The organism is Sphaerisporangium sp. NPDC005288, assembly GCF_040607475.1.
Lineage (GTDB): Bacteria > Actinomycetota > Actinomycetes > Streptosporangiales > Streptosporangiaceae > Sphaerisporangium > Sphaerisporangium rhizosphaerae.
The window spans coordinates 36,332-57,454 of record NZ_JBEXGT010000048.1; the positions used below are offsets into that span (position 1 = coordinate 36,332).

Sequence of the window (21,123 nt, forward strand, 5' to 3'; positions counted from 1 at the left end):
TCCGGTGCGATGTCTGCGTTCTGTCTCTCTGGCGCAGGGCCGGGGGGCCGCCTGGCGCGGGGCCGGGTCGACGCGCTCGACGGAGGGCCATGCCGTGTCGCCGAAGAGGAAGCCTGTGCGGTGGGCTGGGGGCGGCCGGGTTCCGGGTACACTTTTGGTGGCTCGCCAAGCGGGCCGACTTCGCACGCCCACAGGCGATTCGTCCTCTCGGTCCGGGTCTCGACTCGGATGGGACGACTCAGGGCGTCAGGGCGGGAGCCATGCGCTTCCGCGGACAACCGAGAAACGCGCCCCTGCGGCGCTCTACCCAGGAGGACCATCACTCATGGCCCCCGTCGTCACCATGCGGCAGATGCTCGAGAGCGGCGTCCACTTCGGGCACCAGACCCGGCGCTGGAACCCGAAGATGAAGCGCTTCATCCTCACCGAGCGCAACGGCATCTACATCATCGACCTGCAGAAGTCGCTGGCCTTCATCGACCGCGCCTACGACTTCGTCAAGGAGACCGTCGCCCACGGCGGCACCATCCTGTTCATCGGCACCAAGAAGCAGGCCCAGGAGGCCATCGCCGAGCAGGCCGCGCGGGTCGGCATGCCCTACGTCAACCAGCGCTGGCTGGGCGGCATGCTCACGAACTTCTCCACCGTGCACAAGAGGCTTCAGCGTCTGAAGGAGCTCGAGGAGCTCGACTTCGACAACGTGGCAGGCTCCGGGCTCACCAAGAAGGAGCTCCTGATGCGCCGCCGCGAGAAGGACAAGCTCGAGCGCACCCTCGGCGGCATCCGTGACATGGCCCGCGTCCCGAGCGCCGTGTGGGTCGTCGACACCAAGAAGGAGCACATCGGGATCAGTGAGGCTCGCAAGCTGAACATCCCGGTCGTCGCGATCCTCGACACCAACTGTGACCCCGACGAGGTCGACTACCCGATCCCGGGCAACGACGACGCGATCCGCGCCGTCAGCCTGCTCACCCGCGTGGTCGCCGACGCCGTCGCCGACGGTCTGATGGCGCGTGCCGGCGCGACGACCCGCGGCGACGACAAGCCCGCCGCCGTCGCCGAGCCGCTGGCCGAGTGGGAGCGCGAGCTGCTCACCCGCTCGGACGAGGAAGCCGCTTCGGAGGCTCCGGCCGAGGCCGCCGCCCCGGAGGCCGCTGAGGCCCCTGCCGCCGAGGCCGAGGTCGCCGAGACCGCCGAGACCGAGGTCGCCGAGACCGCTGAGGCCGCCGAGACCGCCGAGGCCCCCGCCCAGCAGGACGCCGAGGCCGCTCCGGCCGCCCCCGCCGCCGAGGCCGAGGGCACCGAGCAGCAGGGCTGAGACCCCGTCAGGCCGTACGGGCACGGCGCCGTACGGCGAGCAATGCTCTTCACGGGTGGGTGTGCCTCACAGGGCGCACCCACCCGATCCACGACGACTCGACGAGGAAAGACAATGGCTTCCGTGAACATGGCCGACGTCAAGCGGCTTCGTGAGCTGACCGCCGCCGGCATGATGGACTGCAAGAAGGCCCTGGAGGAGTCGGAGGGCGACTTCGACAAGGCCGTCGACATCCTGCGTGTCAAGGGCGCCAAGGACGTCGGCAAGCGCGAGGCGCGCACCGCCTCCAACGGCCTGATCGCCGTCAAGCACGAGGGCGAGTCCCTCGCGGCGCTGCTCGAGCTCAACTGCGAGACCGACTTCGTCGCCAAGGGCGACCGCTTCCAGGAGCTGGCCGCCCGGGTCGTCGAGCACATCCTCGCCACGCGGCCGGGCGACGTGCCGAGCCTGCTGGAGTCCGACCTGGACGGCAAGAGCGTCAAGGAGCACCTCGACGAGGCCAACGCGGCGCTCGGCGAGAAGATCGAGATCCGTCGTTTCGTCGTGCTCGACGGCGGCTTCGTCGCCTCCTACATGCACAAGACCGACCCGCAGCTTCCCCCGGCCGTGGGCGTCCTGGTGCAGCTCGACACCCCGAACGCCGAGCTGGCCAAGGACATCGCGCAGCACACCGCCGCGATGGCCCCCAAGTACCTCAGTCCCAACTCCGTCCCGGCCGACGTGATCGAGAAGGAGCGCACGGTCTTCGAGCAGATGACCCGCGAGGAGGGCAAGCCGGAGGCCGCCATCGGCAAGATCGTCGATGGTCGCATCAACGGCTGGTACAAGGACTTCACCCTCCTGGAGCAGGCGTTCGTCAAGGACAACAAGAAGACCATCGGCAAGCTCGCGGCCGAGGCCGGGGTGAAGGTCCTGGGCTTCGCCCGCTACAAGGTCGGTCAGGCATAGGCTTAGCCCCGAGAGGGACCTGACCAGCTCATCATCACCACCGAGGAGGCCGCCGTCGTGCAGGAGAACCATCGATCCGCTACGCCGGCGGCTTCGTCGTACGACGGGCCGCTCCGCTGGAAGCGCGTCATGCTGAAGTTGTCGGGCGAGGCGTTCGCGGGCGCCGAGCCGCTGGGCATCGACCCGGTGGTGGTCGCCAAGCTCGCCGACTCCGTCGCCGAGGCCGTGCGCGAGGGCGTGCAGGTCGCGGTGGTCGTCGGCGGCGGCAACATGTTCCGCGGCGCCGCGCTGTCCGAGCGCGGCATGGACCGCGCCCGCGCCGACTACATGGGCATGCTGGGCACGGTCATCAACTGTCTCGCCCTGCAGGACTTCCTGGAGAAGCGCGGCGTCGAGACGCGCGTGCAGACGGCCATCACGATGCAGCAGGTCGCCGAGCCGTTCCTGCCCCGGCGCGCCATCCGCCACCTCGAGAAGGGGCGGGTGGTCATCTTCGGCGCCGGCCTCGGCTCGCCGTTCTTCTCCACCGACACCTGCGCCGCGCAGCGCGCGCTCGAGGTCGGTGCGGAGGCCGTGCTCAAGGGCACTCAGGTCGACGGGGTCTACGACTCCGACCCGCGCAAGAACCCCGATGCCGTCCGCTTCGACCAGCTCGACTACAGCGAGGTGCTGACGCGGGGCCTTGGAGTCATGGATGCCACCGCGATCAGCCTGTGCATGGACAACGGCCTGCCCATCGTGGTCTTCGACCTGATGGGCGAAGGGAACATCCTGCGGGCTGTCCGCGGTGAGAAGATCGGCACGCTGGTGAGTCCGGCAGGGAAATAGGGAGCCGCTGTGATCGACGAAACCCTCTTCGAAGCCGAGGAGAAGATGGACAAGGCGGTCGCGGTCGCCAAGGAGGACTTCGCGGCGATCCGCACCGGCAGGGTCAGTCCCTCGATGTTCAACAAGATCAATGTCGACTACTACGGGTCGCCGACCCCGGTGCAGCAGCTGGCCTCGTTCCACGTCCCCGAGGCCCGCATGGTCATCATCCAGCCCTACGACAAGGGTTCGATGAGCGCCATCGAGAAGGCGATCCGTGACAGCGACCTCGGGGTCAACCCCGGCAACGACGGCGCGGTGATCCGGGTGGTGTTCCCCGAACTGTCGGAGGAGCGCCGCCGGGAGTACATCAAGGTCGCCAGGAACAAGGCCGAGAGCAGCAAGGTCTCGGTGCGCAACATCCGCCGTCACGCCAAGGAGACCCTCGACAAGATGGTCAAGGACGGCGACACCGGTGAGGACGAGGTGCGGCGGGCCGAGAAGGAGCTCGACGACCTCACTCAGAAGCACGTCGCCAAGATCGACGAGCTGCTGAAGCACAAGGAGTCCGAGCTGCTCGAGGTCTGAGCAGGACGGCGGTTCACAGGTCAGGTTGGGGCGCTTCCACTCCGGTGTTGGCCGTGGGGGAGCGCCCTTGCCTCGTTCGACGCCCATCGCGCCCCCTCCCCGCCTCGCGGCGGCGCCGGCGGGAACGGGCGGCCGAGCGTGGTCGTGCCAGGAGAGTTGGGATCACTGTGGAAGGTACGGCGGCGGACGGTACCGAGCCGGCCGGCGGCCAGAGGCCCGACGAGCGTCCGTCCGCGCCTCCGGGCGCCGCACATCGGAACGCCACCGCCGAGGCCGCGGGCTCCGCGCAGGACCTCGGGCCGCAGGGCCCGCGCCCGGCCGGCGAGCCCGCCGGTGGTTCGCAGGGTGGTGGGCGGCCGAAGGGCATTCGTACCGGGCGTAATCTGCCCGCCGCGATCGGGGTGGGCGTCGTCCTCGGGGCGCTCGTGCTGGTGTCCCTCTACACCGTCAAGGCGCTGTTCCTGCTGGTGGTCCTGGCCGCGGTGGGCATCGGCGTCGTCGAGATGGCCCGCGCGCTCGCCACCCGCGACGCCCAGGTGCCGATGCCGACCGTACTGACCGGCCTGGTCGCCATGCTGGCGGGAGCATATTGGGGCGGCACGATCTGGCTGCTGGGCGCCTTCACGCTGACGGTGCTGGTCCTGCTCGTCCAGCGCATGCTCAAAGGCGCCGAAGGGTACGTCCGCGACGCCTCCGCCGGTGTGCTGACCGCGGTGTACCCGGCGCTGATCGCCGGGTTCGTGCCGCTCATGCTGAGCCATGAGGATGGCGCGGACCGGGTGGTGATCTTCGTCGCCGTCACCGTGTGCAGCGACATCGGCGGCTACTTCGCGGGCATCCTGTTCGGCAAGCACAAGATGTCGATCATCAGCCCGAAGAAGACCTGGGAGGGTTTCGCCGGGTCCGTGCTCGCATGCGTGCTGTGCGGGGCGCTGCTGGTGCGCTTCCTCCTGGAGGGCCAGCTCTGGCAGGGCGCCGTTGTGGGGGCGGTGGTCGCCGTGTGCGCCACGCTGGGCGACCTCGTCGAGTCGGTGATCAAGCGCGATCTCGGCATCAAGGACATGGGGAACGTGCTGCCGGGCCACGGCGGGCTGATGGACCGCCTGGACTCGCTGCTCGCCACGCTGTTCCCCGTCTGGCTGCTCCTGGCGATCTTCATCCCCTCCTGACGGCCCGCCGTCAGGGGACGCGTGCGGACAGCGGCAGCGCCTGGTGGCCGTGCTCGGCCACGGCGTGCAGCTCCTGTTCGGTGACCGGGGCGAGCCAGAGCCACCGCACCTCGTCGCCGCTGAAGGCGAACCCCGACAGATCGGGCAGCCCCGGCACGGCGTCGATCAGCACCACCCCCTGGTAGGCGGGTCCGAGCGGGAACGACGCCGCCTCGCGGTACCAGCGCGCCGTGTGGCCGTGCCCGAGCCAGGTCACCGAGTGCCACGGGTAGCGCGCCAGCCACAGCAACAGCTGCGCCGCCTCGGTCGCCTCGCTCCGCGTGGCGACCGCGAGCTCGATGCGCGCGTGGGTGTCCGGCCGGTCGTACTGCTCGACGGTGGGCATGCGCTGGCAGCTCATCCCCACGGTGGACAGCACGGTGTATCCGTCCTGCGGGCGTTCGGTGATGCCCACGGCCGGCAGCCGGTCGCCGCCGACGTCCCAATATCGCGCGGCCGGGCCGACGCGGGCGTCCAGGTGGCTCATCACGAACTGCTGGAACGACGGCCAGGCGGCGTCGCCGTGCCGCCATTCCCAGTACGAGCGGGCTTTGGCGATGCGCGGGGCCAGCCCTTCGAGGGCCTCGGCCAGCGGCCAGGCGAACGGAGACTCGCTGACGACGTCCCTGGCGTAGCCGGGCATGCCGCGTTCGAGGTCGGCCCACCCGGGAATGACGGCCAGCAGGTCGCCGTTGCGGTACAGGGCGGCGCCGTCGCCCTCCTCGAACCACAGCACTTCGAGCTCCTCCGCCGTGAACGGCGGGGTGCCCTCGGGGACGCGGGTGGTGCCGAGCGGCATGACGGGGGTCTGTCCGGACTCGATGCGCACCAGATCGACCGAGGAGGGTGCGGGGCCATGGTTGGCGAGCCACACGGCTCCGTGGATCCCGCCTTCGGCGTCGCGCAGGTAAGCTACCGAGGACAGCCCGTCGTGTTCGACGGTCACCACGCGGCTACCGTAGGGGCTGGTGTCGGTGAGGACGACATCGGTGGTGCCCAACGCATATCCGCCTTTCCGGTGAACGTCTCCCCGTTCGGCCGACGATCGCAATAGATCACACGGAATGGCTGTCCGCTGCAGCTTCCGGCAAACCGTTAAGAGAAGGACATGTCCGCCGAGCTAACCTTTGTCGCCCCCCGACGGGCGAAGCCGTCACGCCACCTGGCCGACCTGTCCATGGCGGAGCGCCGCACGGCCGTCGCCGAGCTGGGCGAGAAGCCCTTCCGCGCCGACCAGTTGTCCCGGCACTACTTCGAGCGGCTGACCACCGACCCCGAGCACATGACCGACCTGCCGGCGTCGTCGCGCGACCAGCTCGTGACGCGCCTGATGCCGAATCTGCTGACCTCGGTGCGCGAGATCACCTGTGACGAGGGCATGACCCGCAAGACGCTGTGGCGGCTGTTCGACGGGGCGCTGGTCGAGTCGGTGCTGATGCGCTACCCCGACCGCGTGACGATGTGCGTGTCGTCCCAGGCCGGGTGTGGCATGAACTGCCCGTTCTGCGCCACCGGGCAGGCCGGCCTGACCCGCAACATGTCCACGGCCGAGATCGTCGAGCAGGTCGTGTCCGGTGCCCGCGCCCTGGCCAGGGACGAGGTGCCCGGCGGGCCCGGGCGGGTGAGCAACATCGTCTTCATGGGCATGGGCGAGCCGCTGGCCAACTACAAGGCCGTGATCGGCGCCGTGCGCCGCATCGTCGATCCCGCTCCCGAGGGCCTCGGCATCTCCGCTCGTGGCGTGACCGTCTCCACGGTCGGGCTGGTGCCCGCCATCGACAAGCTCGCGAACGAGGGGCTGCCGGTGACGCTGGCGGTCTCCCTGCACGCCCCCGACGACGAGCTGCGTGACACGCTGGTGCCGGTCAACACCCGCTGGAAGGTCGGCGAGGTGCTGGACGCCGCCTGGAAGTACGCCGCCACCACCAAGCGGCGCGTCTCCATCGAGTACGCCCTGATCAAGGACATCAACGACCAGGAGTGGCGGGCCGACCTGCTCGGCCGCCTGCTCAAGGGCAAGCTGGTGCACGTCAACCTGATCCCGCTCAACCCGACCCCCGGCTCCAAGTGGACGGCCTCCCGCCCGGAGGACGAGCGGGCCTTCGTCCGCCGCCTGGAGTCGCACGGCGTGGCGGTCACCGTCCGTGACACCCGGGGCCGCGAGATCGACGGCGCCTGCGGCCAGCTCGCGGCCGCGCCGGAGGCCTGAGGTCACATATACCTGATCGTGTTCGCCAGCAGCGCGAGCAGGAGCAGGGTGCCGGCGCCGATGACGACCATGCGCCAGAACGCCGCCCACGCGGCCGACTTGGCGCCGGGGATCTTGCCGGCGGCATCGGCGGCGGCCTTCGCCGCCTTGCCCCAGCCCGCCCAGGTGTCGAGCGCGCGCTGGAAGTTGCGGCCGACGATGAACAGGATCGTCGCGATGACGATGATGATCAGAATGCGGCCGTCCGAACTTTCCATGGCGTACTCCCGCGGGGACGATTCCTGGCCCAGGTATGCCGAATTTATGGCAAACGCCTTCGCCGTGTGGGCGAAAGCCGGCGAGGACATCGGCCCAGGTCCGCTCGGCAAAGTAGCCATATACTGAAATATGCTCTTCATTCAGGTGAAGGCTTGCTTATCGGTTGATCTACGGATAATTGCCGTCATATCCGCCATATTCTGGCCGTCAGGTGAAGAGCCGAGAACTCATCGCCCTGTCCGCCGGACGGCGCGGCGGGAGTGGTAAGACTGGTGCCGACCGTGAGACGTGATGGGCGGGAGCGCGCGGCTGTGCAGGATGACGGGAAGACGGCCGGGCGGGCCGTGGACATCTACACCGACGGCGCGTGCAGCGGCAATCCAGGGCCCGGCGGCTGGGGGGCGGTGCTGCGCTACGGCCGCACCGAGAAGGAGATCTTCGGCGGCGAGGCCGGCACCACCAACAACCGCATGGAGCTGATGGCCGCCATCATGGCCCTGGAGAGCCTCACCCGGCCGGTCACCGTGCGCCTGCACACCGACAGCACCTACGTGCGCAACGGCATCACCCAGTGGCTGCGGAGCTGGAAGCGCAACGGCTGGCGGACGGCCGGCAGGCAGCCGGTCAAGAACGTGGACCTGTGGCAGCGGCTCGACGCGGCCGCCGCCCGGCACACCGTCGAGTGGCTCTGGGTGAAGGGCCACTCCGGTCACCCCGAGAACGACCGCGCCGACGCGCTGGCCCGCCGCGGCGCCGAGCAGGCCCGCGCCGATCAGGGCGCCCCGCACCCCGCCTGACGGGTCCCCGCGCGGGAGGGGGCGTGAGAAAACATCCTTAATGCGGCTTTTTGTGTAGTTCGCTGGACGACCCGCTGGGAACCTCGGAGCAACTCACACCGATCGTCCGAGGAGGCCGACATGCGCGCCCTGATCCCCGCCGGCCCCCGCCAGTTCGTCGCGGCCTTCGTCGAAGGGCTGCGGGTCATCGCCCGCCACACCCGCGCCTCGCGCCGAACCGGCCGAGACCGGAGGGCGCGAGGGGTTGAGGCGTCACGGGGCACGGAATGATGGCAGCGAGTCAACCGGACGGCCGACGGGAGCCACGCATGCGCATCGGTGTTGTCTTTCCCCAGACCGAGATCGGCTCGGACGCCGGCGCGGTGCGGGCGTACGGGCAGGCGGTCCAGGAGCTCGGCTACCGGCACGTGATGGCCTACGACCACGTCGTCGGCGCCGACCCCGAGGTGCACCGCGACTGGCGCGGCGTGTACGACGTGCACACCACCTTCCACGAGCCGATGGTGCTGTTCGGGTTCCTCGCCGCGCTCACCTCGCTGGAACTGGTCACCTCCATCATCATCCTGCCGCAACGGCAGACGGCCCTGGTGGCCAAGCAGGCGGCCGAAGTCGACCTGCTCACCTCCGGCCATTTCCGGCTGGGCGTTGGCCTGGGATGGAACGCGGTCGAGTACGAGGCCCTCGGACAGGACTTCGCCGTCCGCGGCAGGCGCGTCGAGGAGCAGGTGGGCCTGCTGCGCCGGTTGTGGACCGAGCGCACCGTCACCTTCCACGGCGAGTACGACCGGATCACCGGGGCGGGTCTCGCGCCCCTGCCGGTGCAGCGGCCGATCCCCCTGTGGTTCGGCGCGCAGTCGCCCCCGGCCTATCGGCGCGCCGGACGGCTGGCGGACGGCTGGTTCCCGCAGATGGGTCCCGGGCCGAGGCTGGTGGAGGCCAAGGCGGTGGTCGACGAGGCCGCGCTGCGGGCGGGGCGCGACCCCTCCACTCTGGGCATGGAGGGACGGGTGAGCTGGCAGGGCGACCCGGAGGAGGTGGCCGGCCTGGCCCGCCAGTGGCGGGAGGCCGGCGCCACGCACATCGCCGTCAACACCATGAACGCGGGCCTGGCGGGGGTGGACGGACACCTCGCGGCGCTGGAGACCGTCGCCGCGACGCTCGGACTGCGCGAGGTCAGGCCCGGCAGATGATCTCGCCGTGGACGACGGTGAACCAGGCGTCCTCGTGAGTTCCCCACTCCTGCCAGGCCTCGCTGATGCGTTGAAGGTCGCTCCGCGTGGCGCCGTAGGCCAGGGCGTGGTCGGCGAAGGCGGAGGCGACGACCCGTTCGGCCCACAGGCCGCTCCACCAGGCGCGGTCCGCCGGGGCGGCGAAGCACCAGACCGACGCGGTGGCGGTGACGTCGGTGAAGCCGGCCTGGCGTGCCCATGAGAGCAGCCGCCGACCGGCGTCGGGCTGTCCGCCGTTGGCCGCCGCGACCCGCCGGTACAGCTCGCGCCACTCGTTGAGCACCGGCGACTCCGGATACCAGGTGAAGGTGGCGTAGTCGGAGTCGCGGGCCGCGACCAGCCCTCCGGGGCGGCAGGCCCGGCGCATGGCGGCCAGGGCGCCGACGGGGTCGGCGACGTGCTGCAGCACCTGATGAGCGTGCACCACGTCGAACGAGCCGTCGGGATGGTCCAGGTCGTACAGGTCGCCGGTCTGGAAGGTGAGGTTCGTCAGGCCGGAGGATGCGGCCGCGTCCCTGGCCTGGGCGACGATGCTCTCGCTGGTGTCCATCCCGACGACGCGGCCGGGGGCGACCAGGTGGGCGAGGTCGGCGGTGATGGTGCCCGGGCCGCAGCCGACGTCCAGCAACGACATCCCGGGCCGCAGGTGCGGCAGCAGGTAGGCGGCGGAGTTGGCCGCCGTCCGCCAGGTGTGGGAGCGGAGCACCGACTCGTGGTGCCCGTGGGTGTAGACGGCGCGTGGTGCCGGCATGTCGATCAGTCTCCTCGGTAGCGCGATACCCGGAGACTATGCGGTCATCCACATCGTGAACATATTCGTCTTGCATCGCGAGACAAGATGACGTCGCGCCGGCGGTGAAGCAGGTGGCGGCAGGCGAGCGCACGAGTACGCCGGGCATGCCGGTCAGGCCGCTCGCCACGGTGACGTGGGCGGTGCGGGCGTGAGGGGCTGGTGGCTAGGGCCGGGTGCGGCGCAGGCGGATGTAGGCGGCCAGGGCCAGCGCGCACCAGAAGGCGGTGATGACGGCCAGCTCCGGCAGATGCCCGCCCAGGAAGCCGGGCCGTCCGGCGGCGCGCATCCAGCCGATGATCGGGACGGTCAGCCAGGCGATCGGGGCGAGGCTGACCAGCAGCATCGCCACGTACCCGCCGAGCAGGGCCAGGGCCGAGACCCCCGGGTCGGGCAGGATCGGGCGGCTGGTCAGCGCGCCGAGGGCGGTGCCGGTGACCAGCGACAGCACGTGCAGCGCGAGCCCGCCGAGCAGCACGACGGCGCCGGGTGTCCCGGTGAAGCCGATGGCCAGCGGGACGGCCAGGGCGAGCGCGGCCAGCACGGCGTTCACGGCCGCCGAGGCGGCCAGGCCGCCCGCCACCTCGCGTCCGGGGCGCCCGGCGGCGGTGGCGGAGATCAGTCGTTGCACGTCCGGCTCGGCGTCGAGCAGCCCGCGCGCCGCCCAGGCGAAGACGGGGACGAGCAGCGCCGCCGAGTCGGCGTAGGAGGACAGCTCCGTCCCGGGCGCCACCCGCACGGAGTACAGCACGATCATGATGGCCAGCAGCCCGGCGAACGGGTGGAGGACGCGGTGTGACCGCACGTAGGTGGCGATCTTGAACTGGGTGAGGGAGACCGTGGCTCTCATCGCGCCTCGCTTCCGGCGTGCGGCAGGGGGCGGACCACGGCCGGGTAGCCGTCGGCCCGGAGCTTGCGGACGACCGCCTCGGCCTCGCCGGCCTCCACCGCGATCTCGATGACGACGGTCGCGGCACCCATGGCCCCGGACGGGACGCCGGCAGGCGCGACCGGCGGGGACGGGGCGCCGGCAGGCGTCACAGATGGCGACGGTGAGAGTGTGGCCGGCGGGGACGGCGCGTCCGCCGTTGCGGCCGGCGTGGGGAAGGCGTCGGCGGAGGCGACACGTGGGGACGGTGTGCTGGTGGACGCGGTCGGCGGGGACAGGGCGCCGGCGGCGGTGGAGAGGGTGTCGGACGGGGCGTCGTGGCCGAGGGGGCGGACCGTCCGGTCGCCCACGTGCAGGCGCAGGACGCCCCGGTGCCCGGCCAGGCCGTTCTGGTGGTCGCTGACCACGACGATGCCGCCCGTCGCCACGACCTCCTCCATGATGGCCGGCAGCTCGGCGCGGGCCTGCGCGTCCAGTCCGGAGAACGGCTCGTCGAGGATGAGCAGGCCCGGCGGGGCCAGCAACGCCTGCGCCAGGCCCACCTTGTGGGCGCTCCCCTTGGACAGGTCGCCGAGGGGCACTTCCAGCAGCGCCGCCATGCCCAGGCGCTCCACCCACGGGTCGATCGCCGCCGGGGTGAGGCCGCGGACGCCGGCCATGCGGGCCAGGTAGGCGGCCACCGTGAACGGCTGCTCGACCGGGAAGATCTCCGGCGCGTACCCGACGACCGGCGGGCGGCCGGTGACGTGGCCCCGCGTCGGGGGCGTGGTGCCCGCGAGCAGTCTCAGCAGTGTGGACTTGCCGGCGCCGTTGCGCCCCGTGACCTCGGCGATCGTGCCGGGCGCAAGGTCCAGGCCGACCTCGTGGAGGACCCAGGGGGCGCGACGGGCGTAGCGGAAGGAGAGGTTCGCGAGCCGCATAGGTCGGCAAGCCTACCGGTCGGCGGCTAACTTCCTGGATTTCCCCATGTCATACGTTCAGAATGGTAAAGGAGGGAAATAATGGCCGGGGTGTGAACCTGGAGGATGTGGCGTGAACCGCTTTCCCCGCGTGCTCGGCGTGCGGACCGGCTATGACCCTGACCAGGTCGACGCGCTTATTCAGCGCATTGAGGCGACCCTCGGCCGCGGCGTCCTGGACGGCCCGCCGATCACCGCCGAGGAGATCCGCTCGGCTCGCTTCAACGCCAAATTGGGGGGATACAACGAGACGGCCGTCGATTACGCGCTCGACGCCTTCGTGATCGCGGTGGAGATCCGCGGCGATACGGCCGCGACGGGGGCTCCCGGCTCCGCGCCTTCACCGTCCGCCGCCGCTCCCGTGGCCGCGTCGCCCGCCGCCGCCGCGGAGTCCGCCTGGCCCAGGCCGGCGGCCCCTTCGGAGTTCGCCCGGCCCAAGCAGGCCGCCCCGTCCGACCCCGCCTGGCCGAAGCCGCCCGGTCCGCCGGAGTCCACCCGGCCGAGGCCGGCGTTCGAGCCGTTCCGTCCCGCTCCGGCGTCCGGCACGCCGAGGCCGGCCTCCCTGTTCGAGCCGGCCGACCCGCTGTCCGCGCCGGCCTTCTCCGCCCCGCAGGCCGCCCCGGTGCCCGAGCCCTCCGTGGCCGCCCCGATGCCCGGGCCGTCCGTGACCGCGCCGCCGTCCGGGGCGCGGGACGGCCAGGCGACCGCGGAGGGCGCCACAAGCAGGGTGGGCGTCAAAGGCGCGAAGGGTTCCAGTGGTTCGGAGGAAGACGACGACGCGCCGACGCTGCCGGGAATGCCCAAGGTGACGGCACGCGGCCCGGCCGCGCCGAAGGCGGGGGAGGCGTCCTCCGAGCGGTCCGGGACGGGCCCGCCGGCCGCGGCCTGGCTGGAGGAGCAGGCGGCGCGGGTCGAGCGCGTGCTGTTCCGGCCCGCCCGGCTCGGGGCCGGCTACAACGAGGACGAGGTGGACGTCTTCCTCGACCACGTGGTCGCGACCCTGCGCGGCACCGGTGACCACCCGTTGACGGCCGAGCAGGTGAGGAAGGCGACCTTCTCCACCGTCGTGTTCAAGACCGGTTACGCCGTGACCCAGGTGGACGCGTTCCTCGCCGAGATCGCCGGCGTCCTGGACCGCCGCGAGGCCCTGGTCGGGGAGCAGGGCCAGCCCGTGTGACGGCGTGCGGCGGTGGCGGGCCCCGTGCCGGTCAGCGGGTGCCCCAGGAGTAGGTTTGCTTGCGCAGCTTGAGGTAGACGAAGGTCTCGGTGGCGCGCACGGTGGGGATGGCCCTGATCTTGCCGAGGATCTCCAGCAGGTGGCTGTCGCCCTCGCAGACGACTTCCACCATGATGTCCAGCGAGCCGGCCGTGAGGACGACGTAGTCGATCTCGTCGATGGACGACAGTTTGTCGGCGACCGTCTCCAGGTCGCCCTCGCACTTGATGCCGATCATGGCCTGGCGCGGGAAGCCGAGGGTGAGGGGGTCGGTGACGGCCACGATCTGCATGACGCCGGCGTCCAGGAGGCGTTGCACCCGCTGGCGCACGGCGGCCTCCGAGAGCCCGACGGCCTTGCCGATGGCGGCGTAGGGCTTGCGCCCGTCGGTCTGCAACTGCTCGATGATCTGCTTGGAGATCTCGTCCAGCACCACCGGACCCGGCTTGGCGTCGTGGTTGTTGTCCCGTCGCGCCTTCGGCGGCGTCGTCATCTCCGCGTCCTTCCTCAGCACCCGAGACCGCTACAGCGCGGCGATTACGGAGTTGTTCCCGCCATGTTGCGGTCCTGGTGCGACATGTTGTCAGCTCGTCGTGCCCTGTCAAGCGAATTCGTAGCAATTTGATATATTCGCGACGAAATCCCTTGTCGTAGCCCCTGGCCTCTGTCAGAGTCGCGACAACTCAGCCACCTCCAGAGGAGGTCAACGTTGACCAGCCGTCTGCAGAACTTCATCAATGGTGAGCTCGCGGACGCCAAGAGCGGCCAGTTCTCCGACGTGATCGACCCGAGCACGGGGGAGGTCTACCTCCAGGCGCCGGTCTCCGGGCAGGAGGACGTGGACGCGGCCTACGCCGCGGCGCTCGCCGCGTTCGAGTCGTGGGGCCAGACCACCCCCGGCGAGCGCGCCGGCCACCTGCTGAAGATCGCCGACGCCATCGAGGCGCGGGCCGACGAGCTCGTCGAGGCCGAGTGCCGCAACACGGGCAAGCCGCGTGTGCGCATGGCCGAGGACGAGATCCCGCCGGCGGCCGACCACTTCCGCTTCTTCGCGGGCGCCGCGCGCACGCTGGAGGGCCCGACCTCCGGGGAGTTCCTCGCCGACCACACCTCGGTGATCCGCCACGAGCCGATCGGCGTGGTGGGCCAGGTGACCCCGTGGAACTACCCGATGATGATGGCGGTCTGGAAGATCGCCCCGGCGCTCGCGGCCGGCAACACAGTCGTGCTCAAGCCCTCCGACACCACCCCGGTGTCCACGGTGAAGCTGGCCGAGATCATCGGCGAGATCCTCCCGCCCGGCGTCTTCAACGTCGTCGTCGGCGACCGTGAGACCGGCGCGAGGGTGGTGGGCCACCCGTCGGCGTCGATGGTGGCGATCACCGGCTCGGTGGGCGCGGGCGTCCAGGTCGCCAAGTCGGCGGCCGACGACCTCAAGCGGGTGCACCTGGAGCTGGGCGGCAAGGCGCCGGTCGTCGTGTTCGAGGACGTCAGGGACATCCCCGCGGTGGCCGAGGCGATCGCGGGCGCCGGCCTCTACAACGCGGGCCAGGACTGCACCGCGGCCTGCCGGGTGCTGGTCCACGAGAGCATCCACGAGCCGTTCCTCGCCGCGCTGGCCGAGGCGGCGGCGGCCACCAGGACCGGCGGCCTGGAGGTCGAGGACGCCTTCTACGGCCCGCTCAACAACGCCGGCCAACTGGCCAGGGTCGAGGGCTTCCTTGAGCGCGTGCCCGGTCACGCCAAGGTCGTCACCGGCGGGCGGCGCGTGGGCGACAAGGGGTACTTCTTCGAGCCGACGGTGGTCGACGGGCTCCAGCAGGACGACGAGATGATCCAGACCGAGGTGTTCGGGCCGGTCATCACGGTGCAGACCTTCTCCGACGAGGCCGAGGCGCTCACCAAGGCCAACGACGTGAAGTACGGCCTGTCGGCGTCGGTGTGGACCTCCGACCACGGCCGGGCCATGCGGATGTCGCGGCGGCTGGACTTCGGCGTGGTGTGGGTGAACACCCACATCCCGTTCGTCTCTGAGATGCCGCACGGCGGGTTCAAGCACTCGGGCTACGGCAAGGACCTGTCGGTCTTCGGCCTGCACGACTACACCCGGGTCAAGCACGTCATGCACTACATCGGTGAGTGATCACCGAGCACCACACGCACTACATCGGCGCACGCCGCCGACATAGGTAAGGGATAAGCCTGGAATGACGGATATCCAGGCGGGCAAGGAGGCGGCCTCCGCGGTCGCCTCCGACATCTCCACGGTGCCCGCCATCGAGCTCGACGGGGTCGTCAAGGAATACCAAGCGCACGGGGAGATCGTCCAGGCCGTCAAAGGGGTCAGCCTGTCGATCTCCGAAGGCGAGTTCTTCTCCATGCTGGGGCCCTCGGGCTGCGGCAAGACAACCACCATGCGGATGATCGCCGGGTTCGAGGACCCCACGCGGGGCGCCGTACGGCTGCAGGGGCAGGACGTCACCGACGTCCCGCCGAACAAGCGCGACGTGAACATGGTCTTCCAGTCCTACGCGCTGTTCCCGCACATGAACGTCTGGGAGAACGTGGCCTTCGGGCTGCGGCGCAGGCGCGTCCCCGACCAGGAGCTCAGGCGGCGGGTCGGCGAGATGCTGGAGATCGTGGACCTCACCGGCCGCGAGAAGCGCCGGCCGCGCGAGATGTCCGGCGGTCAGCAGCAGCGGGTCGCCCTGGCCCGGGCGCTGGTGAACCACCCCAGGGCGCTGCTGCTGGACGAGCCGCTCGGCGCGCTGGACCTCAAGCTGCGCCAGGCGATGCAGATCGAGCTGAAGCGCATCCAGCGCGAGGTGGGCATCACCTTCGTGTACGTGACCCACGACCAGAACGAGGCGCTCACCATGAGCGACCGCATCGCCGTCATGAACGACGGCCTGGTCGAGCAGCTGGCCGGTCCGAGGGAGATCTACGAGCGGCCGGCGACCAAGTTCGTCGCCGGGTTCATCGGCACCTCCAACCTGCTCGCCGGCACGGCCGAGCGGGTCGACGGGGGCATGGCGATGGTGCGGCTCGGGGAGCGTGACCGGGTGCTGGTGCCGGTCGCCGAGGGGACGGGGCTGGACGGCCCGGTCGAGGTGACCGTGCGGCCCGAGAAGATCAGGATCTCGCGGGAGGAGCCCGTCGCGGACCTCAGCGCCGTACGGGGCACCGTGGCCGAGGTGGCCTATCTCGGCACCTACAACAGCTATGCCGTGAACCTGGCGGGCGGGGCGGAGTTCACGGTCTTCGAGCAGAACGCCAACGACAGCAGCATCACGGCGGAGCGCGGTGACTCCGTCTGGCTGTCCTGGCAGCCGCACCACTCGTACGCGATAGGAAGTTGAACCACCTCATGACCCCTCCTCGTGATCTCGCGTTCCTGCGTGGCCTGACCCAGCGTCGCGGCCTGCCCCCGAACCGTGGCGGCGACGGCGTCAGCCGGCGTGACGCCCTGCGCCTGGCGGGCCTGTCGGCCGCCGCGATGGGCCTGGCGGCCTGCGGCGTCCAGGGCAAGAAGGTCGAGCCGCCCAAGCCGAGCGCGGCCGCCGGCTACTGGGCCGACAAGACCAAGAACGGGACGCTGCGCTTCGCCAACTGGCCGCTCTACATCGACAAGGACGGCAAGAAGTACCCGACCCTGGAGAAGTTCACCAAGGAGACGGGCATCAAGGTCACCTACCAGGAGGCCATCCAGGACAACTCCACCTGGTTCGGCAAGATCCAGCCGCAGCTCGCCGCCGGCCAGGACATCGGCTACGACCTGATGGTGATGACCAACGGCATCCAGCTCACCCGGGCGATCGCGCTCGGCTACCTGGTGGCGCTCGACCACGAGAAGCTGCCGAACTTCGCCGCCAACGCGGGCGCCAAGTACAAGAACCCCACCTACGACCCGGACAACACCTACACGATTCCGTGGCAGTCGGGCATCACCGGCATCGCCTACAACCCCAAGTACGTCGACGGGGAGATCGCGAGCATCCAGGAGCTCTGGAACCCCAAGTACAAGGGCAAGGTCGGCATGCTGCTCGACACCCAGGAGATCGCCAACTTCGGGCTGTTCGCGCTCGGCATCGACCCGGACAAGTCCACCCAGGCCGACTGGGAGAAGGCCGGCCAGAAGCTCCAGCAGCAGCGCGACGCCGGGCTCGTGCGCAAGTACTACGAGAACGACTACGTGGACGCGCTGGTGCGCGGCGACATCTGGATCTGCATGGCCTGGTCGGGTGACGTGTTCCAGCAGATCGCCGAGGGCCAGGATCTGAAGTTCGTGATCCCTCAGGAGGGGGGCACGATCTGGACCGACAACATGTGCATCCCCAAGACCGCGCAGAACCCGGTCGACGCCCTGGCCATGATGGACTACGTGTACAAGCCCGAGGTGGCGGCGGCCCTGGCCGAGTACATCAACTACATCACCCCTGTGCCCGGCGCCCAGCAGGTCGTCAAGGCCGACGCCGCCAAGGCGAGCGGGGAGGACAAGAAGTCGCTCGAACTGCTGGCGAGCAGCCCGCTGATCTTCCCGTCGGAGTCCGACCTGGCCAAGCTGCGCACCTACAAGACCCTGACGCCGGCCGAGGAGAAGGTCTTCGAGCGCATCTTCCAGCCGATCGCCCAGGGCTAGCGCCATGAGACGCAAGCTCGCGCCCTACCTGCTCATCCTCCCGGGCGGGCTGTGGCTGGTGCTGTTCCTGGTGGTCCCGCTGGTGTTCATGGCCTCGGTCTCCACCCAGGAGGGCGACGTCGTGTACGGCTTCGTCCAGACCTTCCACCTGGCCAACTACACCGACGCGCTGGTGCAGTACAAGACGCAGTTCCTGCGGTCGGTCGGCTATGGTCTCGCCGGCACGGTGGCGGCCATCGCGCTCGCCTACCCGGTGGCGTACTGGATCGCCTTCAAGGGCGGCAGCCGCAAGTCGACCTACCTGCTGCTGGTGCTGCTGCCGTTCTTCGTGTCGTTCGTGCTGCGCACGGTGTCGTGGAAGTTCCTGCTCGCCGACGACGGCATCCTGCTGCAGCCGCTGAAGGACGCGGGGATGCTGCCGGCGGACTTCCACATTTTGGCGACCTCGGTCGCGGTCATCGGCGGCCTGACCTACTGCTACATGCCGTTCATGATCCTGCCGATCTACGTTGCGCTGGAGCGGGTGGACCCCCGCGTGGTGGAGGCGGCCCACGACCTGTACGCCACGCCCCGCGAGTCGTTCACCAAGATCGTGCTGCCGCTGTCCCTGCCGGGGGTGTTCGCCGGAGTGCTGATGACCTTCGTCCCGATGACCTCCGACTACGTCAACGCCGCGATCCTCGGCGGCCCGGCCAACACGATGATCGGCAACATCATCCAGACGGAGTACCTGACGAACAACAACTACCCGGTCGGCGCCGCGCTGTCGTTCACGCTGATGGCGGTGATGCTCGTCGGCATCTTCGTCTACGCCCGGGCCCTCGGCACCGAGAACGTCCTCGAGGCGGCGGCCCGATGAGCGGCCCGGCGAGCACCCCCGTGAGCACCCCGGTGAGCACCGCGACCGCGCCGCGGGCCGAGGCGCCCGCGCCGGGGCCGCCGCGCCGCGGACGTTCCCGCAAGGGCGACCGCGTGCTGTTCGCCTACACCTGGCTCGTGCTGGTGTGGCTGTTCCTCCCGATCGCCGTGATGATCGTGTTCGGGTTCAACGACACCAAGAGCAAGTCGAACGTGAGCTGGCAGGGCTTCACCTTCAAGTGGTGGGGGCGGCTCGGCGACTACCCCGAGCTGACCGGCGCCCTGTGGAACTCCATCTCGATCGCGCTGATCGCCACGGCCGTCACCACCGCGCTCGGCACGCTGATGGGCATCGCCCTCGGCCGCTACCGCTTCCGCGGGCAGGGGGCCACCAACCTGGTCATGTTCGCGGCGATCTCCTCGCCCGAGCTGGTCATGGGCACTTCGCTGCTGTCGCTGTTCATCAGCATGGGCGTGCAGACCGGCTACTGGACCGTCGTCATCGCGCACGTGCTGTTCTCGGTGTCGTTCGTCGCGGTGACCGTGCGGGCCCGGGTCGTCGGCCTGGACGGCTCGGTGGAGGAGGCCGCGCGCGACCTGGGCGCGTCGACCTGGATCACCTTCTGGCGGGTCACCTTCCCGATGATCCTCCCGGGTGTCATCTCCGGGGCGCTGCTGGCGTTCGCGCTGTCGATCGACGACTTCGTCATCACCCAGTTCACCAGCGGCACGACCACCACCTTCCCCCTGTGGATCTACGGCGCCGTCCGCATCGGCGTCCCGCCACAGGTCAACATCCTCGGCACGCTGATCTTCGCGGTCGGCGTGGCGATCGCCGTGATCAACACGGTGACCTCCCGCCGTCGCACCTGACGCGGGAGACCATCACCCGGCCACCCTGCCGGGACATACGACGCAGTTCGTAGGGACGTGAAATTCGTGGATCCGCTGAAAGCACTGGCTGACGCGGAGCGTAAGCCGTACTGGTTGGACAGTCCGGACAAACCCGAGCCGCTGCGGCGGCTCTTCGAGGAGACGGCCGCCGACCTGGCCGTGGTCGGCGGCGGGTTCTCCGGCCTGTGGGCGGCCCTCATGGCCAAGGAACGCGACCCCTCGCTCGACGTCGTCCTGCTCGAGGGCCGGCGCGTCGGCTGGGCCGCCTCCGGGCGCAACGGCGGCTTCTGCGTCGCCAGCCTCACCCACGGGCTCGCCAACGGCCTGGCGCGCTGGCCGCAGGAGATCTCCACCCTCGTGCGGCTCGGCCGGGACAACCTCGACGAGATCGAGCGGACGGTGGCCCGGTACGGCATCGACTGCGCCTTTGAGCGCACCGGCGAGCTGCACGTGGCCACCGAGCCGTGGCAGCTCGACGGCATGGCGCAGGACGTGGAGATCGCCCGCGAGCTGGGCATGGACCACCGTCTGCTCGACCGGGACCAGGTGCGCGCCGAGGTGGCCTCGCCCACCTACGCGGGCGGGCTGTGGGACCGTGACGGCTGCGCGATGCTCGACCCGGCGCGGCTCGCCTGGGGCCTGCGCGAGGCGTGCCTGTCGCTCGGGGTGCGCATCTACGAGCGCAGCCCGGTGCGCTCGCTCAGGGACGACGGGACGGCCATCGAGCTGACCACCCCGCACGGCAAGGTGCGCGCCGCCAAGGTCGCCCTCGGCACGGGGGTCTTCCCGCCGCTGCTCGGCCGGCTGAAGAACTTCGTCGTGCCGGTGTACGACTACGCGCTGATGACCGAGCCGCTGTCACCCGAGCAGCTCGCCTCCGTCGGCTGGCGCAACCGGCAGGGCATCGGCGACGGGGCCAACCAGTTCCACTACTACCGGCTCACCGAGGACAATCGCATCCTGTGGGGCGGCTACGACGCCGTGTACTACAACGGCGGCCGGGTCAGGCAGGAGTACGAGCAGCGCGACGCGACCTTCGCCACGCTGGCCTCGCACTTCTCCACGACCTTCCCCCAGTTGGAGGGGGTCCGCTTCACCCACCGCTGGGGCGGGGTGATCGACACCTGCAGCCGGTTCAGCGCGTTCTTCGGCAAGGCGCACCGGGGACGGCTGGCCTACGCGGTCGGCTACACCGGGCTCGGGGTCGGCGCGACGCGGTTCGGCGCCAACGTGATGCTGGACCTGCTGTCGGGGGAGCCGACCGAGCGCACCGAGCTTCGCATGGTCCGCGAGAAGCCGGTGCCGTTCCCGCCGGAGCCGCTGAGGTCGGGCGTCATCCAGCTCACCCGCTGGTCGATCGCGCAGGCCGACGCCCACGAGGGCCGCCGCAACATCTGGCTGCGCACCCTGGACCGGCTGGGGCTCGGCTTCGACTCCTGAACGCGAGGCGGGCGACCGGTCATCGGCGAACCGGTGACCGGCCATCGGTGGACCGGTGATCGGTCGTCCGCGCTCG

At 70.3% G+C, this 21,123-nt stretch carries 22 protein-coding genes; 16 read left to right on the forward strand and 6 right to left on the reverse strand.

The genetic code is table 11. From position 1 onward, the window contains the following. The first annotated feature begins 325 nt into the window (after nt 1-325). The 5 genes from rpsB to ABZU32_RS33895 all read left to right on the forward strand — a co-directional run bounded on the left by rpsB (nt 326) and on the right by ABZU32_RS33895 (nt 4,830). Nucleotides 326-1,318: a 30S ribosomal protein S2 gene (gene rpsB / locus ABZU32_RS33875; RefSeq protein WP_354928828.1), complete on the forward strand. Its 993-nt coding sequence runs from the start codon at nt 326-328 to the stop codon at nt 1,316-1,318. A gap of 114 nt (nt 1,319-1,432) precedes the next feature. Continuing rightward, nucleotides 1,433-2,266 (forward strand): translation elongation factor Ts, encoded by an 834-nt coding sequence (gene tsf / locus ABZU32_RS33880; protein ID WP_354842234.1) that lies wholly within the window; start codon nt 1,433-1,435, stop codon nt 2,264-2,266. Between the two features lie 129 nt (nt 2,267-2,395). Next, nucleotides 2,396-3,094, forward strand: a complete 699-nt coding sequence (gene pyrH, locus ABZU32_RS33885) for a UMP kinase (RefSeq protein WP_248960581.1) — start codon at nt 2,396-2,398, stop codon at nt 3,092-3,094. 9 nt (nt 3,095-3,103) lie between these two features. Continuing rightward, complete coding sequence (gene frr / locus ABZU32_RS33890; protein ID WP_354842238.1) at nt 3,104-3,661, forward strand: ribosome recycling factor; 558 nt, start codon at nt 3,104-3,106, stop codon at nt 3,659-3,661. Between the two features lie 167 nt (nt 3,662-3,828). After that, on the forward strand, nt 3,829-4,830 hold the full coding sequence (locus ABZU32_RS33895; RefSeq protein WP_354928831.1) for a phosphatidate cytidylyltransferase: 1,002 nt from the start codon (nt 3,829-3,831) through the stop codon (nt 4,828-4,830). A gap of 10 nt (nt 4,831-4,840) precedes the next feature. Here the strand turns inward: ABZU32_RS33895 and ABZU32_RS33900 are convergent, their stop codons facing one another. Then, on the reverse strand, nt 4,841-5,869 hold the full coding sequence (locus tag ABZU32_RS33900; RefSeq protein ID WP_354928834.1) for a suppressor of fused domain protein: 1,029 nt from the start codon (nt 5,867-5,869) through the stop codon (nt 4,841-4,843). Nucleotides 5,870-5,977: 108 nt separating this feature from the next. On the opposite strand from ABZU32_RS33900, the gene rlmN reads away from it, so the two are divergent. After that, nucleotides 5,978-7,078: a 23S rRNA (adenine(2503)-C(2))-methyltransferase RlmN gene (gene rlmN / locus ABZU32_RS33905; protein ID WP_354842251.1), complete on the forward strand. Its 1,101-nt coding sequence runs from the start codon at nt 5,978-5,980 to the stop codon at nt 7,076-7,078. 2 nt (nt 7,079-7,080) lie between these two features. Here the strand turns inward: rlmN and ABZU32_RS33910 are convergent, their stop codons facing one another. Beyond that, entirely contained in the window at nt 7,081-7,335 is a 255-nt protein-coding gene (locus ABZU32_RS33910; protein WP_354842254.1) for a hypothetical protein, read from the reverse strand. A 312-nt stretch (nt 7,336-7,647) separates the two neighbouring features. Here ABZU32_RS33910 and rnhA point away from each other — a divergent pair, with 312 nt between their 5' ends. From rnhA to ABZU32_RS33925, 3 genes are all read left to right on the forward strand, one after another. Beyond that, entirely contained in the window at nt 7,648-8,133 is a 486-nt protein-coding gene (rnhA, locus tag ABZU32_RS33915) for a ribonuclease HI (protein WP_354842255.1), read from the forward strand. 120 nt (nt 8,134-8,253) lie between these two features. Continuing rightward, nucleotides 8,254-8,403 carry a hypothetical protein gene (locus ABZU32_RS33920; RefSeq protein WP_354928837.1) on the forward strand — a complete coding sequence of 50 codons (150 nt, stop codon included), beginning with the start codon at nt 8,254-8,256 and terminating at the stop codon, nt 8,401-8,403. A gap of 38 nt (nt 8,404-8,441) precedes the next feature. Beyond that, entirely contained in the window at nt 8,442-9,323 is an 882-nt protein-coding gene (locus ABZU32_RS33925; RefSeq protein ID WP_354842261.1) for an LLM class F420-dependent oxidoreductase, read from the forward strand. Here the strand turns inward: ABZU32_RS33925 and ABZU32_RS33930 are convergent. From ABZU32_RS33930 to ABZU32_RS33940, 3 genes are all read right to left on the reverse strand, one after another. Continuing rightward, nucleotides 9,307-10,113 (reverse strand): methyltransferase domain-containing protein, encoded by an 807-nt coding sequence (locus tag ABZU32_RS33930; protein WP_354928840.1) that lies wholly within the window; start codon nt 10,111-10,113, stop codon nt 9,307-9,309. The genes ABZU32_RS33925 and ABZU32_RS33930 overlap by 17 nt on opposite strands. A gap of 205 nt (nt 10,114-10,318) precedes the next feature. Beyond that, nucleotides 10,319-11,002 carry a hypothetical protein gene (locus ABZU32_RS33935; protein WP_354928843.1) on the reverse strand — a complete coding sequence of 228 codons (684 nt, stop codon included), beginning with the start codon at nt 11,000-11,002 and terminating at the stop codon, nt 10,319-10,321. After that, nucleotides 10,999-11,961 (reverse strand): ATP-binding cassette domain-containing protein, encoded by a 963-nt coding sequence (locus tag ABZU32_RS33940; protein WP_354928846.1) that lies wholly within the window; start codon nt 11,959-11,961, stop codon nt 10,999-11,001. Before ABZU32_RS33940 ends, ABZU32_RS33935 begins: the two co-directional genes overlap by 4 nt. A gap of 112 nt (nt 11,962-12,073) precedes the next feature. On the opposite strand from ABZU32_RS33940, the gene ABZU32_RS33945 reads away from it, so the two are divergent. Then, nucleotides 12,074-13,177 (forward strand): DivIVA domain-containing protein, encoded by a 1,104-nt coding sequence (locus tag ABZU32_RS33945; protein WP_354928849.1) that lies wholly within the window; start codon nt 12,074-12,076, stop codon nt 13,175-13,177. 31 nt (nt 13,178-13,208) lie between these two features. On the opposite strand, the gene ABZU32_RS33950 is transcribed toward ABZU32_RS33945, so the two are convergent. Beyond that, nucleotides 13,209-13,709 (reverse strand): Lrp/AsnC family transcriptional regulator, encoded by a 501-nt coding sequence (locus ABZU32_RS33950; RefSeq protein WP_354928852.1) that lies wholly within the window; start codon nt 13,707-13,709, stop codon nt 13,209-13,211. Between the two features lie 216 nt (nt 13,710-13,925). Between ABZU32_RS33950 and ABZU32_RS33955 the strand changes: the two genes are divergently transcribed. The 6 genes from ABZU32_RS33955 to ABZU32_RS33980 all read left to right on the forward strand — a co-directional run bounded on the left by ABZU32_RS33955 (nt 13,926) and on the right by ABZU32_RS33980 (nt 21,047). Further along, complete coding sequence (locus ABZU32_RS33955; protein WP_354928855.1) at nt 13,926-15,359, forward strand: gamma-aminobutyraldehyde dehydrogenase; 1,434 nt, start codon at nt 13,926-13,928, stop codon at nt 15,357-15,359. Between the two features lie 64 nt (nt 15,360-15,423). Then, complete coding sequence (locus ABZU32_RS33960) at nt 15,424-16,575, forward strand: ABC transporter ATP-binding protein (RefSeq protein WP_354928858.1); 1,152 nt, start codon at nt 15,424-15,426, stop codon at nt 16,573-16,575. Between the two features lie 8 nt (nt 16,576-16,583). Then, complete coding sequence (locus tag ABZU32_RS33965) at nt 16,584-17,855, forward strand: spermidine/putrescine ABC transporter substrate-binding protein (protein WP_354928861.1); 1,272 nt, start codon at nt 16,584-16,586, stop codon at nt 17,853-17,855. Nucleotides 17,856-17,859: 4 nt separating this feature from the next. Beyond that, on the forward strand, nt 17,860-18,714 hold the full coding sequence (locus ABZU32_RS33970) for an ABC transporter permease (RefSeq protein WP_354928864.1): 855 nt from the start codon (nt 17,860-17,862) through the stop codon (nt 18,712-18,714). After that, entirely contained in the window at nt 18,711-19,586 is an 876-nt protein-coding gene (locus tag ABZU32_RS33975; protein ID WP_354928867.1) for an ABC transporter permease subunit, read from the forward strand. Before ABZU32_RS33970 ends, ABZU32_RS33975 begins: the two co-directional genes overlap by 4 nt. Before the next feature lie 66 nt (nt 19,587-19,652). Beyond that, nucleotides 19,653-21,047 carry an FAD-dependent oxidoreductase gene (locus tag ABZU32_RS33980; protein WP_354928913.1) on the forward strand — a complete coding sequence of 465 codons (1,395 nt, stop codon included), beginning with the start codon at nt 19,653-19,655 and terminating at the stop codon, nt 21,045-21,047. The last annotated feature ends 76 nt before the right edge of the window (nt 21,048-21,123 follow it).